Annotated in this window: 16 protein-coding genes; all 16 read left to right on the top strand. The window is 32.5% G+C overall.

Annotated elements, in window-relative coordinates:
* Positions 1-12: 12 nt before the first annotated feature.
* The 16 genes from ABDZ93_RS09150 (at position 13) to citF (ending at position 15,598) form a co-directional block, all read left to right on the top strand.
* Entirely contained in the window at positions 13-810 is a 798-nt protein-coding gene (locus ABDZ93_RS09150; protein WP_343825691.1) for an energy-coupling factor transporter transmembrane component T family protein, read from the top strand.
* A gap of 26 nt (positions 811-836) precedes the next feature.
* Positions 837-1,571, top strand: a complete 735-nt coding sequence (truA, locus tag ABDZ93_RS09155) for a tRNA pseudouridine(38-40) synthase TruA (RefSeq protein ID WP_343825692.1) — start codon at positions 837-839, stop codon at positions 1,569-1,571.
* A gap of 142 nt (positions 1,572-1,713) precedes the next feature.
* Entirely contained in the window at positions 1,714-2,148 is a 435-nt protein-coding gene (gene rplM / locus ABDZ93_RS09160; RefSeq protein WP_147520521.1) for a 50S ribosomal protein L13, read from the top strand.
* 26 nt (positions 2,149-2,174) lie between these two features.
* Positions 2,175-2,567 (top strand): 30S ribosomal protein S9, encoded by a 393-nt coding sequence (gene rpsI / locus ABDZ93_RS09165; RefSeq protein ID WP_343825695.1) that lies wholly within the window; start codon positions 2,175-2,177, stop codon positions 2,565-2,567.
* Positions 2,568-2,851: 284 nt separating this feature from the next.
* Positions 2,852-4,477 carry a Na/Pi cotransporter family protein gene (locus tag ABDZ93_RS09170; RefSeq protein WP_343825697.1) on the top strand — a complete coding sequence of 542 codons (1,626 nt, stop codon included), beginning with the start codon at positions 2,852-2,854 and terminating at the stop codon, positions 4,475-4,477.
* A gap of 97 nt (positions 4,478-4,574) precedes the next feature.
* The gene (cwlD, locus tag ABDZ93_RS09175; protein WP_343825698.1) at positions 4,575-5,336 is read left to right on the top strand and encodes an N-acetylmuramoyl-L-alanine amidase CwlD; all 762 of its coding nucleotides are present in this window, start codon (positions 4,575-4,577) and stop codon (positions 5,334-5,336) included.
* Between the two features lie 141 nt (positions 5,337-5,477).
* Complete coding sequence (locus ABDZ93_RS09180) at positions 5,478-6,449, top strand: GntR family transcriptional regulator (protein WP_343825700.1); 972 nt, start codon at positions 5,478-5,480, stop codon at positions 6,447-6,449.
* Between the two features lie 17 nt (positions 6,450-6,466).
* Positions 6,467-6,880 carry a methylaspartate mutase subunit S gene (glmS, locus tag ABDZ93_RS09185; RefSeq protein ID WP_343825702.1) on the top strand — a complete coding sequence of 138 codons (414 nt, stop codon included), beginning with the start codon at positions 6,467-6,469 and terminating at the stop codon, positions 6,878-6,880.
* A 68-nt stretch (positions 6,881-6,948) separates the two neighbouring features.
* Positions 6,949-8,343 (top strand): methylaspartate mutase accessory protein GlmL, encoded by a 1,395-nt coding sequence (gene glmL, locus ABDZ93_RS09190; RefSeq protein WP_343825704.1) that lies wholly within the window; start codon positions 6,949-6,951, stop codon positions 8,341-8,343.
* Positions 8,344-8,364: 21 nt separating this feature from the next.
* Positions 8,365-9,819 carry a methylaspartate mutase subunit E gene (locus tag ABDZ93_RS09195; RefSeq protein ID WP_343825705.1) on the top strand — a complete coding sequence of 485 codons (1,455 nt, stop codon included), beginning with the start codon at positions 8,365-8,367 and terminating at the stop codon, positions 9,817-9,819.
* A gap of 71 nt (positions 9,820-9,890) precedes the next feature.
* Positions 9,891-11,135 carry a methylaspartate ammonia-lyase gene (locus ABDZ93_RS09200; protein ID WP_343825706.1) on the top strand — a complete coding sequence of 415 codons (1,245 nt, stop codon included), beginning with the start codon at positions 9,891-9,893 and terminating at the stop codon, positions 11,133-11,135.
* Positions 11,136-11,298: 163 nt separating this feature from the next.
* Complete coding sequence (locus ABDZ93_RS09205; protein ID WP_343825708.1) at positions 11,299-12,141, top strand: fumarate hydratase; 843 nt, start codon at positions 11,299-11,301, stop codon at positions 12,139-12,141.
* Positions 12,142-12,157: 16 nt separating this feature from the next.
* The gene (locus ABDZ93_RS09210; RefSeq protein WP_343825710.1) at positions 12,158-12,715 is read left to right on the top strand and encodes a Fe-S-containing hydro-lyase; all 558 of its coding nucleotides are present in this window, start codon (positions 12,158-12,160) and stop codon (positions 12,713-12,715) included.
* A gap of 175 nt (positions 12,716-12,890) precedes the next feature.
* The gene (gene citD / locus ABDZ93_RS09215) at positions 12,891-13,154 is read left to right on the top strand and encodes a citrate lyase acyl carrier protein (protein ID WP_343825712.1); all 264 of its coding nucleotides are present in this window, start codon (positions 12,891-12,893) and stop codon (positions 13,152-13,154) included.
* A gap of 11 nt (positions 13,155-13,165) precedes the next feature.
* On the top strand, positions 13,166-14,035 hold the full coding sequence (locus tag ABDZ93_RS09220; protein WP_343825714.1) for an HpcH/HpaI aldolase/citrate lyase family protein: 870 nt from the start codon (positions 13,166-13,168) through the stop codon (positions 14,033-14,035).
* Positions 14,036-14,059: 24 nt separating this feature from the next.
* A complete protein-coding gene (gene citF / locus ABDZ93_RS09225) occupies positions 14,060-15,598 on the top strand; it encodes a citrate lyase subunit alpha (protein WP_343825716.1) in 1,539 nt (512 codons plus the stop codon).
* Positions 15,599-15,767: the final 169 nt, after the last annotated feature.

Here is a 15,767-nt window from a genome sequence, read left to right on the forward strand (position 1 = left end):
GGAGGAGTAAATATGATTAAAGATATTACCATAGGCCAATATATACCTGGAGATTCATTTGTCCATAAGTTAGATGCTAGGGTAAAGATACTATTTTCCTTACTATTTATAATAGACTTATTTTTAATAAAAGAGTTCTCAGGATATATTGTTATTTTTATATTTACAATGATGGCTATAATGGTATCTAAGATTCAATTTAGATACATATATAAGGGGTTAAAGCCTATATTTATACTAATGATAATAACAGCACTATTTAATGTGTTTTTAACTAGAGGCAGCGTATTATTATGGCAATGGGGATTTGTAAAAATATATAAAGAAGGTATAGTAACAGCTGTATTCATGGTTTTAAGACTTACTTTTCTTATTATAGGAACATCTCTATTAACCTTAACTACATCACCAATAGAACTTACTGATGGAATAGAAAAATTGCTAGGACCATTTAAACGAATTGGGGTACCAGCTCATGAACTTGCTATGATGATGACTATTGCACTAAGGTTTATACCTACTTTAATGGATGAGACTGATAAAATAATGAAGGCTCAAAAGGCAAGAGGTGCAGATTTTGAAAGTGGAAGTATCGTGAATAGAGCTAAAAGCCTTATACCATTACTTGTACCACTATTCATTAGTTCCTTTAGAAGAGCAGATGAATTAGCAATGGCAATGGAAGCTAGATGTTATAGAGGTGGAGAAGGAAGAACTAGAATGAAAATACTTAAAGTCACTTCTAGAGATTATGTTGGAATGGTTGTAATGGCAACATTAACTGTAATAGTTATATATATGAGATTTTAGATGTAGTAGAATAAAGGGATATATATATGAAAAATGTTAAGTTAATACTAGAATATGACGGAACTAATTATATGGGTTGGCAAAAACAACCTAAGGGAGAAACAGTTCAAGGAACAGTTGAAAGTGCAATTTCTAAGCTCACTGGTGAAAAAGTTGAATTAGTTGGCTGTAGCAGAACAGATAGTAAAGTCCATGCTAAAGGATATGTGTGTAATTTTAAGACTAATAATAATATTCCTGTAGAAAAGTTTAGGGAAGCATTAAATCATGTATTACCAGAAGATATATCTGTAATTAAGTCATCACAAGTTGATGATGATTTTCATGCTAGATATGATTCAAAAGGGAAGATGTATTGTTATACAATATTAAATACAGAAGTAAGAATGCCTATATGTAGAAATTTTTCATATCACTATAGAAAGAATTTATGCATAGAGAAAATGAATGAAGCTGCAAAGTTTTTTATAGGAACTCACGATTTTGAGGCTTTTAGGAATATAGGAAGTTCAGTTAAAACAACTACAAGAACTATTAGTAAAGTTGATATAGTTAAAAATCAAGACTATATCAAAGTATATATAGCTGCTGATGGATTTTTATATAATATGGCAAGAATTATAATAGGAACTCTTATAGATGTAGGAAGTGGGAAGATAAAAGCAGAGGATATACCTAAAATAATATTAAGTAGAGATCGAAAAAAAGCAGGAAAGACATGTTCACCTCAGGGTTTATGTTTAATTGAAGTTTATTATTAATAATAGTAAAAATTATTGACACACCCGGGAAATTGTATTATAATAAATTTTGTTCGTATAATAAATATTTGTGTGTAAGATCCATTAGCCCCGGATCTTTATCCATAGAATTATAATTGTTAAAAATCAGGGAGGTAGTAAGATGAAATCATACTTAGCTAAACCAAGTGAAATACAAAGAAAATGGTATGTAGTAGACGTTGAAGGAATGACTTTAGGTAGAGCTGCAAGTCAAATAGCTTCTATATTAAGAGGTAAAAATAAACCAGAATTTACTCCAAACGTAGATACTGGAGATTATGTAATAGTTGTAAATGCAGAGAAAATAGTTTTAACAGGAAAGAAATTAGATCAAAAAATGTTAAGACATCACTCATTATATCCAGGCGGATTAAAAGAGATCCCTTACAGAGAAGCATTAGCTAAGAAGCCAGAATTCGTATTTGAAGAAGCTGTAAGAAGAATGCTTCCAAAAGGAGTTCTTGGAAGACAAATGGCTAAGAAGCTAACAGTTTACAGAGGACCAGAGCACAAAAATCATGCTCAAAAACCAGAAGTATTAGAATTAAAATACTAATATAGTATTGTAAGGAGGAATAAATAATGGCAAAAGTTCAACATTTTGGAACAGGTAGAAGAAAGAAATCAGTTGCTAGAGTAAGACTTGTACCTGGTGAAGGTAAAGTTGTAATAAATAAAAGAGATATGGATAACTATTTTGGATTAGATACATTAAAATTCATAGTTAACCAACCATTAGTATTAACAGGAACTAAAGATAAATTTGACGTTTTAGTTAATGTACACGGTGGTGGATACACAGGTCAAGCTGGAGCTATCAGACACGGAGTATCAAGAGCTTTATTAAAAGCTGATGAGAGCTTAAGACCAGAACTTAAAAAAGCTGGATTCTTAACAAGAGACCCAAGAATGAAAGAAAGAAAGAAATACGGTCTTAAGAAAGCAAGAAGAGCTTCTCAATTCTCAAAAAGATAGTATTTGTACATACAACTGTATGTCATATAAAAATAAGGAGTGCATATACTCCTTATTTTTATTTTTTGGAAAATTTTTTTAGTCAAGACTTTTTATTTATAACATTAGTGAAATTAAAATTGCAAAACTACTTACATATTTATGAAAAGTTATGTTAAATTCATGTTAAATATGTAAAAAGGTATTAACATAAATTTAATTATAGTGTATTATTAGTATGGAATTTTAATGAATAAAGACAATGTACATATCGAGGAATGAGATTTGTTGTGGGAGGTAAATTGATGTATAATATCATATTTTTGATTATTAACCTTTTAGGAGGACTGGGACTTTTTCTATATGGAATGAAGCTAATGGGAGATGGTCTTGAAAATGCAGCAGGAGATAAACTGAAAGGAATTTTTGATAGAATAACATCTAATCCAGTAAAAGGTGTATTAACTGGTACTATCGTTACTGCTATTATTCAAAGTAGTAGTGCTACTACAGTAATGATTGTTGGATTTGTTAATGCAGGGCTCATGAATTTGTATCAAGCAACTTCTGTTATAATGGGAGCTAACATTGGAACTACAATAACAGCTCAATTAATAACATTTAAATTTGATGCTTTTGCACCTGTATTTTTAGCTATTGGTGCAGTTATGATACTTTTTTGCAATAAAAGAAAAGTAAAAGAAGTGGGTCAAATTGTTCTTGGTTTTGGAATATTATTTTTAGGGTTAAAACTTATGTCAAGTGCAATGTTGCCTCTTAAAGAATCAGTATTCTTTACAAATTTAATACTAAAATTAGAAGGACATACTATATTTGGACTTTTAATAGGAATGATGATGACAGCTGTACTTCAAAGCTCATCAGCTTCTACAGGTATACTAGTAGCATTAGCATCTACAGGAAGTTTACCATTAACTGTAGCAATACCAATATTATTAGGTAATAACATTGGGACATGCGTGACAGCCTTAATATCTAGTATAGGAACTTCAATAACTGCAAAAAAAGCAGCAGTTATTCACTTGTTATTTAACTTAATAGGAGCCGTTATATTCTTAATCATTCCAGTTACATTCTTAGCTGATGTAGTTTTAGCAATAAGCCCAAATGCAGGGGCAGAAGCTATACCAAGACAAATAGCAAATGCTCACACTTTATTTAATTTGGTAAATACGCTACTATTACTTCCTTTAATTAAATATCTTGTTGCCTTTGTTAATAAGATAATTCCTGGTGAAGAGGAGAAGGATGTACCAGGAGTTAAATATATAGATGAAAGGTTACTAGAGACTCCAGCAATAGCCTTTGGTCAAACAACTAATGAAATTGTAAGAATGGCTGAGAAGGCAAAGGAAAATCTAAAAGTAGCTATGAATTCTTTTTTACAAGGTGATGAGGAACAAATAAAAGTAGCATACAACAATGAAAAAGTAATAAATTTACTAGAACATGATATCACAAGGTATTTAGTTAAGTTGTCTAACTCAGATTTAGGAGAAGAGCAGAGAGCAGAACTAGCTGCATATTTTCATGTAGTAAATGATATTGAGCGTATAGGAGATCATGCAGAGAATATTGCAGACCTTGCGAGTGAGAGGATCACTAAAAGATTGACCTTTTCTCCAGATGCTTTGAATGAAATAAAAGGTATGTTTGACTATACTGTAAGTGCAGTAGAAATGAGTATAGATTGTTTTAAAAATTATAATAGAGATAAAGCAGCAGGTATAAGAGGGATAGAAGAAAGAATAGACTCTCTTGAAAAAGAATTAAGAGCATCACATATAAAGAGATTAAATACTGGTATCTGTAATGCTGTAGTGGGAACAATTTTCTTAGATTTAATAAGTAATTTAGAAAGAATAGGAGATCACTCAGTAAATATAGCAGAAATAATATATGAAAACTAAATTAGTAGTATTTTATATCATAATGTTAAAAACCTTTTGGAGAATATGTATCCAAAAGGTTTTTATTATGTAGGTAAAAGAATAATAGTAGAGATTTATGAATAAGTATAATTACAGAGTAATAAAAAAGGTGGGGGGAACCATTAAGAACACTAAATTAATATCTATACTTACAGTAATTATTTTAGGATTCATATGCATGTCTGTAATTAATGTAAATAACGTGGTTACTACTTATAAAAATGCTGAATCAGAACAAGAAAAAAGTAAGATAATACTGATTGATCCAGGGCACGGAGGAATGGATGGAGGTGCTTCATCTAAAGATGGAACTACAGAGAAGAATATAAACCTAAATATTGGACTACTCTTAGGGGCAAATCTGAAGAGTCAAGGATATAATGTTGAATTTACAAGAACAGAAGATGTTGGACTTTATACTGAAGGAAAATCAGTTAAAGAGAAAAAGCATGAGGACTTAAATAAAAGGGTTAGTTTAAAAGAAGAAACAAATTGTGACGTATTTGTTAGTATACATTTAAATACATTCCCAGAATCCTATTGTAAAGGTGCTCAAGTATGGTATTCAAATTATGAGGAAAGTGAGAAATTAGCAAATATTATGCAAAGTACATTAAAAGATAAATTGGACCAGTCCAATAAGAGAAAAGCAAAGGCTGCAGGAACTCAATATAAGGTATTAAGAGGTAATGATAACATGCCAGGGGTTATTGTAGAGTGTGGATTTTTAAGTAATCTTGAAGAATCGCAAAAGCTAAAAAATGAAGATTATCAAAAAAAGATTGCGGATGCATTGGCTGAATCTATAAGCATTTACTTGAAAGAAGGAGAAAATTAAAGATAAGAGCTTACTTTTTCTATAAAAGGTAGGCTCTTTATAGAATATACAGAAATATAAAATTGCAAATGATTAGGCCATATGATATTATGATTAAGGATTGGATTAAGCCATTAGTCCAAAGGGTCAGGAGATGAGATTTTGAACATTACAATTGATAAAAAAAATGGGGTACCTCTTTATATACAGGTAAAAAAACAAATAATGAATCTTATAAAAGATGGAACTTTGAGAGTTGGAAGTAAGATGCCTACAGAAAGAGAATTGTCTCAAGAGTTAGTAGTTAGTAGAAATACCATTAGTGCTGCCTATAATGAACTAGAAGCTAAGGGCGTATTAAAATCTATTCGAGGAAAAGGTACATTTGTAGCAGAAGAAGTCGTATCATGGCAAAGTTATGATAGTAGAAGGAAAATAAATAAATTTGTGGATTTAGCCCTTGAAGAAGCTTTAGAATGTGGCATAGATCCAGATGATTTTTTAGACATAGTAACAAATAGGGTTAGTGAAAAAAAGGATGTTATGAATAAAGTTACTTCGGCATTTGTAGAATGTAATATCGAGCAAGCAAGAATGTTTAGTAAAGAAATAACGTCAATAACAAATATGAATACGATACCATTTACTTTAACAGACTTAGAAAAGATGAGTGATGACACAAAGGACAAGCTTTCGACTTGTGAAGTAATTATATCACCTTTCAATCATGTAAATGATGTAGATGGGTTTTTGACTGGCTTTAACAAAGAAATACTAGGAGTAGCAGTAAGCCCTAATCTAGAATCCATTGTAAGAATCGCTAGACATCCTTCAGGAACAAAGTTTACTTTTATTTGTTTATCTGAAGAGTTTATATTTAAAATAAAGTCAGCACTTGATAAAGCGGGTCTTTCAGATTTATCAGTTGAGTATTTTAGTATAACTGAAGAAGCTAAATTAAAACACATAGTTGATAAATCGGAGGTACTAATAGTAACTCCAGGTAGATATAAGGATGTTTGTAAGCTTAATCATGAAAATAAAGAGCTTATAGAATTTTCTTATAACTTAGACTCCACATCAGTGAAGGCACTTAAGTCAAAAATTGTAGAATTAAAGTATCAAAAAAATTAATTCAGGAGGAATTAAAAATGGAAAAGAAGACATTAGTTCTTGGTGTTATTGGAGCAGATTGCCATGCTGTAGGTAACAAAATCATGGATTATGCATTAACAGAAGCAGGGTTTGAAGTTATCAATATCGGAGTACTATCACCACAAGAAGACTTTATAAATGCTGCAGTGGAAACAAATGCTGATGCAATAATCGTTTCTTCTCTTTATGGACATGGAGAGATTGACTGTAGAGGCTTAAGAGAAAAGTGTGATGAATCAGGATTAAAAGACATTCTTATCTATGTTGGCGGTAACATAGTTGTAGGTAAACAAGATTGGGATGAGGTTCATTCAAGATTTAAAGCTATGGGATTTAATAGGGTTTACCCACCAGGAACAAGTATAGACACTACTATCCATGACTTAAAGGAAGATTTAGAAATAGAATAGACAGAATCATATAAACTAACTAAAGTATATTTTACTTGGAATTATAATAGAGAGCTGGAGTGATTAAAATGAATGCATATTTACTTTTGGACTTTGGTAGTACTTATACCAAATTGACTGCAGTAGATATAGATAATGAAGAAATATTAGCTACAGCCAAGGACATAACAACTATCGAAGATGATATAATGATAGGATTTAATAAAGCTTATGATAAGCTTATGAATAAGCTAGAAGGAAAAGAAGTAAATTTCATTGAAAAGCTTGCTTGTTCATCTGCAGCTGGAGGCTTAAAAATGGTAGCGATTGGACTTGTGCCAGATCTTACAGCAGAAGCTGCTAAGAGAGCTGCTTTAGGAGCAGGAGCTCGAGTTATAAAAGTATATAGTTATGAATTAACCAAAGATGAAGTATTAGAAATAAAAAATTCTGATGTAGATATAATTCTTTTAGCTGGTGGCACTAATGGAGGAAATAAACAATGTATTCTACATAACGCAAAGATGTTAGTAGATCTAGATGTTAATCTTCCTATGGTTGTAGCAGGGAATAAAAGTGCTAATGATGAGATAAAAGAAATCTTTGAAAAAGCAGGATTTTATTTCAGTATAACAGAAAATGTTATGCCACAATTAAATGCTTTGAATGTAGAACCAGCAAGAGAAGAAATAAGAAAAGTATTCATGGATAGGATAACCGATGCAAAAGGATTATCCAACGCAGAAAATTTTGTAAATGGCATATTGATGCCTACACCAGCAGCTGTACTTAAAGCAGCTAGAGTGTTGGGTGAAGGTACTGATGAAGAGGAAGGTATTGGAGACTTAATCATTGTTGACATAGGGGGAGCTACTACTGATGTACACTCTATTGGATATGGAGAGCCAACAAAGGGCGGAGTAAATATGAAGGGGTTAGAGGAGCCTTTTGCAAAAAGAACTGTAGAAGGTGACTTAGGTATGAGATATTCAGCTGTGTCTCTTTGGGAAGCTGCAGGTAGTAGAAAGCTTAGAGCATATTTAAATGATAAAGATAGAAAGATAGACATTGAAGAAAGATGTAAATATAGAAATAGCAATATTAAAATGGTACCTGCAACAGATGAAGATATAAAATTTGATGAAGCTATGGCAAAGGCAGCTACAGAGCTTTCTATGGAAAGACACTGTGGTACTGTTGAATGCATATATACACCTATGGGAGCTGTATACAATCAATTAGGAAAAGATCTTATGGATGTAAAATATATGATTGGTACAGGGGGGGTTTTAGTTCATAGTAAACATCCAGGTGAAATATTGAAGGCAGGAAACTTCCATAAAGAAAATGCTACTTCTTTAAGACCTAGGAATCCAAAAACTTTAGTAGATAAAACTTATATATTATCATCAATGGGTCTGTTAGCTCAGGATTATCCTGATAAAGCAGTAAGAATAATGAAAAAATATTTAGTGGAAGTGTAAATTACTAGGAGGTAAATTAAAGTGGAACTAAAAAACAAAAAGTGGACCGAGGAAGAGTTTTTTAAGACAAGAGAAGAGGTTTTAGCACAATGGCCAACAGGTAAAGAAGTAGATTTACAGGAGGCTATAGACTACAACAAAAAAATTCCAGCACACAAGAACTTTGCTAAAAAATTAATTGAAGCAAAGGAAGCGGGCATAACATTAGCTCAACCTAGGGCCGGTGTAGCTTTATTAGATAGCCACATAGAATTACTAAATTACTTAGACAAAGAAGGCGGAGCAGATCTTCTACCATCAACAATAGATAGTTACACAAGACAAAACAGATATGAAGAATGTGAAGTTGGAATACAAGAAAGTATAAAAGCTAGAAGATCACTTTTAAATGGATTTCCAGGAGTTAACCATGGTGTTAAAGGATGCAGAAGAGTATTTGAATCTGTTAATCTACCATTAGAATCAAGACACGGTACTCCAGATGGTAGATTACTTGCAGAAATTACTCATGCATCAGGTTGGACATCAAATGAAGGTGGCGGTATATCATATAATATACCATATGCTAAAAGTGTTACACTAGAAAAAACTATTCTTGACTGGCAATATTGTGATAGATTAGTAGGTTTCTATGAAGAGCAAGGCATATCTATTAATAGAGAGCCATTTGGTCCATTAACAGGAACTTTAGTACCACCAAGTACATCTAATGCAGTTGCAATAGTAGAAGCACTACTTGCAGCAGAGCAAGGTGTTAAAAATATTACAGTTGGATATGGTCAGTGTGGTAACTTAATACAAGACGTAGCAGCAATTAGAGCTCTTGAAGAACAATGTAGCGATTACTTAAGAGCTTATGGTTACGGTGATGTTTATTTAACAACAGTATTCCATCAATGGATGGGAGGATTCCCAGCTGATGAAGCTAAGGCTTTTGGTGTTATATCTACAGGGGCAGCAGCAGCAGCATTAGCAGGAGCTACAAAAGTTATAGTTAAAACTCCACATGAAGCTATAGGTATACCAACTAAAGAAGCAAATGCTCAAGGTATAAGAGCAACTAAAATGACTTTAAACTTATTAAAAGGTCAACAAATGCACTTATCTGATGAACTTAGAACTGAAATTGCTATAATTAAAGCTGAAACAAGATGCATGGTAGATAAGTTATATGAAGTAGGAGACGGTGACTTAGCGAAAGGTGCTGTTAAAGGCTTTGATATGGGAGTTATAGATATTCCATTTGCACCAAGTAAATATAACGCTGGTAAAATGATGCCTGCAAGAGATAATAATGGAGCAGTAAGATATCTTAAATTTGGAAATGTTCCATTTACAGCAGAGCTTAAAGCTTTCAATATGAAAAAGCTAGACGAAAGAGGAAAATACGAAAATCGTCCAGTTGGATTCCAAATGACAATAGATGATATATTTGCTGTAGGAAAAGGAAAGCTTGTTGGAAGACCAGAAAAATAACATTTATAATTTATAAGCTAACAATAAACTAATATAAAATTCTTAAATTATAGAAAGCAAGGTGTATTTAAATGAAAATTGTTGATGTAGTATGTTCTGCAGGAAGAACTGGATTTTATTTTGATGACCAAAGAGCAATAAAAGCTGGAGCTGGTCATGATGGATTTACTTATATTGGAGAGCCAGTAACTGAAGGATTTACATCTATAAGACAAGCAGGAGAATCTATATCTGTAATGTTAATACTTGAAGATGGTCAAGTAGCACACGGTGATTGTGCAGCTGTTCAATATTCAGGAGCAGGTGGACGTGATCCATTATTTTTAGCTAAAGATTTCATACCAGTTATAGAAAAGGAAATAGCACCAAAACTTATAGGTAGAGAATTAACTAATTTTAAATGTTTAGCTGAAGAATTTGATAAAATGTTGGTAAATGGTAAAAGACTTCATACAGCTATCAGATATGGTGTAACTCAAGCGATCCTTGATGGTGTAGCTAAAGCTAAAAAAGTTACTATGGCTGAAGTTGTAAGAGATGAATATAATACTGGAGTAGAAATCAATAGAATTCCTATATTTACCCAATCAGGAGATGACAGATACAACAATGCTGATAAGATGATTATCAAGGGAGCAGACGTTTTGCCTCATGCTTTAATAAACAATGTAGAAGAGAAGTTAGGCTTAAAGGGTGAAAAACTTCTTGAATATGTAAAATGGTTAAGTGATAGAGTTTTAAAATTAAGAACTAGTGAAGACTATAACCCAATATTCCATATAGATGTTTATGGAACTATAGGAGTTGCATTTAATTGTGATACAAAAGCAATGGCAGACTACATAGCAACATTAGAAGAGGCTGCTAAACCATTTAAATTAAGAATAGAAGGACCAATGGATGTAGAGCATAGAGAAAGACAAATGGAAGCATTAAGGGAGCTAACAGTTGAACTTGATAATAGAAATATCAATGTGGAATTAGTTGCTGATGAATGGTGTAATACTTATGAAGACGTAGCATTCTTTGCAGATAACAATTCAGGACATATGCTTCAAATAAAAACTCCAGACCTTGGAGGAGTAAATAATACAATAGAAGCTATATTGTATTGCAAGAAGAAACATGTTGGAGCTTACTGTGGAGGAACATGCAACGAAACAAATAGATCAGCAGAAGTTTGCACTAACATTGCTATGGCTTGTGGAGCAGATCAATGTCTAGCTAAACCAGGTATGGGTGTTGATGAAGGCTACATGATAGTAAACAATGAAATGAATAGGGTTGTTGCCTTAGTAAATAGAAGAAATAAATAATCCATTAGGTATAAAGTAAAAAGGCGGTTTAAGTAAAAACTGCCTTTTTACTTATAATAATTATAGAAATGAGAGATATTATTCATGGGATTTAAATCAAACTACAGTAGTGAATTAATCTTATAAATAATGTGTTTAATTAATAGGTTTAGGAGGATTATATATGAGAGAAATTAAAGTTTCACAGATAACAGAAGCTATAAGAAAACTATGTATTGATGCAAATTACTATTTAGGTAGTGATATAAAAAATAGACTTATGAAATCTCATGAGGAAGAAGATTGGGATATTGCAAAGGGAATATTAAATAAAATATTAGTGAATGCTGATATAGCTAAAAATGAAGATATGCCTATGTGTCAAGATACTGGTGTGGCTTGTGTATTTATAGAAATAGGTCAAGATGTTCAAGTAGTTGGAGGGGCTCTTGAGGATGCAATAAATGAAGGTGTAAGACAAGGATATAAAGATGGATACCTAAGAAAATCTGTAGTTAAGGATCCATTAGATAGAGTAAATACAAAGGATAATACTCCAGCTATGATTTACTATAATATAGTTCCAGGAGATAAGCTAAAGATTACTGTAGCACCTAAAGGCTTTGGTTCTGAAAATATGAGTCAAATAAAAATGTTAAAACCTTCTGATGGCCTTCAGGGTGTTAAGGATTTTATAATAAAAGTAGTTAAAGAAGCAGGTCCAAATCCATGTCCACCAATAATTGTTGGAGTAGGAATTGGAGGAACCTTTGATAAGGCTGCAACAATTGCTAAGAAAGCACTTATTAGATCTATAGATGTGAGAAATGAAAATCCATTCTATGCAGAGTTAGAAGAGGAACTAGTAACTATGATAAATGAACTAGGTATAGGACCTCAAGGATTTGGTGGGAAAACAACAGCATTAGCTGTAAATATAGAAACATATCCAACTCATATTGCAGGATTACCAGTAGCTGTAAATATTAATTGTCATGCTACAAGACATGCAGAAATAGAGCTATAATTAGGGGGTAAGGTTTATGGAAAAGAGAATAACTACACCACTAACAGAAGAAAAAGTTAAAGGCTTAAAAGCTGGAGACAGTGTTTTATTAAGTGGAGTTATATATACAGGGAGAGATGCTGCTCATAAGAGACTTGCAGAACTTTTAGAAAAAGGAGAAGAGCTTCCTATAGATGTAAAGGATGCTGTTATATATTATGTAGGGCCAACGCCAGCAAAGGAAGGAATGGCTATAGGTTCAGCAGGACCAACTACTAGTTATAGAATGGATGCATATACACCGGCACTCTTAGACCATGGTTTAAGAGGGATGATTGGTAAAGGATTAAGAAATACTGAAGTAATAGAGTCTATGAAAAAAAATAAGGCGGTATACTTTGGAGCTATAGGTGGGGCTGCAGCACTTATTGGTAAATGTGTAAAGAAAGCAGAAATAGTGACCTATGAAGATTTAGGAGCTGAGGCTATAAGAAGACTTGAAGTAGAGGATTTACCTATAGTTGTAGTAATAGATTCAGAAGGAAATAATTTATATGAGGTAGGCAGAGAAGCTTATTTAAATAGTAAAAAATAAATTGAAGAAAGTAATAGAAAAGATAATAGTATGGTTAATATTATCTTTTAGGGAGGCTTTCGCAAAATGAGCTAATCTAAATAAATATTAAATAAGTACTTTAATATTTTATATAAGATTAGTAATATATTTTGCGAAAGTTCCTTAAGGATTACTACATGTAGAGGTGATTTAGATGGTAATTAACAAAATTTCAAAGGCTGGAACTCTAGAATCCAATGATATATATGTTATAATCATGCCTAATGAAGAAGGTGGCATAGCCATAGAACTTGAAAGTATGGTTATGAAACAATTTGGAGCAGATATAGAAAAAGCAATTAGAGAAACTTTAGATACTTTAGAAGTAAAAAATGCTATTGTGAGAGCTCAAGATAAAGGTGCTCTTGATTATACAATAAGAGCTAGAGTTGAAACTGCAGTAAAAAGAGCGCAGTAGGGGGTATAAATATGAAATTAAGAAGAACTATGCTTTTTATGCCAGGGAACAATCCAGGTATGCTTCAAGATGCTGCAATCTTAGGTTCAGATTCTATAATTCTTGATTTAGAGGATGCAGTAAGTCTTACAGAAAAAGATAGTGCTAGAATACTTGTTAGAGAAGCGATTAAAAATGTTGATTATACTGGAGTAGAGGTGGTAGTTAGAATAAATCCGCTTACTACAGAATTTTCAAGTGAAGATATAGAAGTTATTGCTAGAGTTAAGCCAGATGCACTAATGGTTCCAAAGGCAACAGAAGATGAACTTATAGAGATTAGTAATAGACTTGAAAAAATAGAAAAGGAAGAAGGATTTGAAGATAAATCTATAAAGTTAATACCGATAGTAGAAAGTGCTTATGGTGTTGAGAATGTATATAGTATTATAAAATCCTCAGACAGAGTAGTAGCAGTTCTTTTAGGTGGAGAAGATTTAACTTCTGATATGGGAATTAAGAGAACTAAAGAAGGTAATGAGATATTTTATGCTAGAAACAGAGTAGCTGTGGCTTGTAAGGCTATGAGAGTAGGTGCTATTGATACTCCATTTACAGATACTAATGACTTTGAAGGATTAGAGAAAGATACTCTTCTTGCAAAATCCCTTGGAATGACTGGGAAAGCATCAATTAATCCAAGACAAATAGATACCATACACCAAGTATATGCACCAACTAAGGCGGAGATAATCCATGCTCAAAGAGTATTAGATGCTATGGAAGAAGCCGAAAGAGAAGGTAAGGGAGTATTTTCTTTAGATGGTAAAATGGTAGATGCACCAGTTATAAATAGAGCAAAAACAACTGTAGACTTAAGTAAAAAACTAGGCCTTATTTAATGAGCGGATTGAGGTGATAATAATATGAATAATGTATTAGGAAGAGAGATTCCAAAGTATATAGAAGGATATGGAAATGTGAGAACCTTTGAAGGTGCTTTTAAAAATATGGAGCCTTTAAAAAAGGTGTCAACAAAAATTAAACCTGTAGTTCCTGGAGATACAAAGTTAGTAAATTCTATAGAAGAAGTTTTAGATAAAGTGGAAATTAGGGATGGAATGTGTATATCTTTTCACCATCACTTAAGAAATGGGGATTATATTCTTAACATGGTTGTAGAAGCCATGGCTAAGAGAGGTATAAAGAATTTAACTGTGGCAGCCAGTTCTATATTTCCAACTCACAAACCATTAGTTGCATATATTGAAGATGGCACTGTATCTAAAATATATGCAAATTATATATCAGGACCTGTGGCAGCTGCTATATCAGAGGGAAAGTTAAAATACCCAGCTATAATGCATACCCATGGCGGAAGATCAAGAGCTATTGAAAGTGGAGATTTACATATCGATATAGCATTTTTAGCAGCACCTTCTAGTGATATGTATGGCAATATAAACGGTCTTACTGGCAAATCTGCTTGTGGAGCTTTAGGATATGCAGTTTCTGATGCAGAATATGCAGATACTGTAATAGCTATTACAGATAATCTAGTATCATATCCAAACTCTCCAATAGAAATAAGTCAAGTTTATGTGGATTATGTAGTTAAAGTAGATTCTATAGGAAATCCAGCAGGAATAGTATCAGGAACTACACAAATTACTAAAGATCCTATTGGACTTAAAATTGCAAAGAATGCTTTAGACGCTATGATAGCTTCAGAACTTGTTAAAGACGGAATGTCATTTCAAACAGGAGCCGGTGGTATATCTCTAGCTGTAGCTGCAGAACTTAGAGAATACATGAAGAAGAATGACATCAAAGGTAGCTTTGCATCTGGTGGAATAACTGGATACATTGTAGACATGTTTGAAGAAGGATTATTTGATAGCTTACTAGATGTACAATGCTTTGATTTAAAGGCAGTAGAGTCTTGCTCTAAAAATAAAAAACACATAACTATGTCAGCTTCTATGTATGGAAATGCCCATAACAAGGGAGCTGTGGTAAATAACTTAGATATAGTAATACTTGGAGCAACAGAAATAGATACAAACTTCAATGTAAATGTTACTACTGCTTCAGATGGTACTATAATGGGTGGTTCTGGTGGTCATGCAGACACTGCAGCAGGTGCTAAACTTACTGTAATAGTAACAAAACTAACTAAGGCAAGATTACCAATCATAAAGGATAGGTTGACTACTATAACTACTCCAGGTGAAACTATTGACGTGATAGTAACTGAAAGAGGAATAGCTGTTAATCCTAAGAGAGTTGACTTAATTGAAAAACTAAAAGCAGCAAAACTTAATGTGGTAGCTATAGAAGAGTTAAAGAAAATAGCAGAAAAAATAACAGGTACTCCTAAGGCAATCGAATTATCTGAGGATATAGTTGCAGTGGTAGAATATAGAGATGGAACTGTTATAGATGTAGTTAGGAAAACATTATAAATGAAATTCAGGCTTCAGATGGGGTTTTTACTCCATTTGAAGCTTTTTTATGTTAAATAAAATGGGTAATAAAGATTTTATTTACAGTCCTACTATGATAACATATAGGGAAGAGTAAATTATTTACTTAGGAGGTTTTTTCAATGGATAAGTTAAAAGACCCTTTTAG

It is taken from the genome of Clostridium subterminale (assembly GCF_039521425.1).
GTDB classification, from domain to species: domain Bacteria; phylum Bacillota; class Clostridia; order Clostridiales; family Clostridiaceae; genus Clostridium_J; species Clostridium_J subterminale.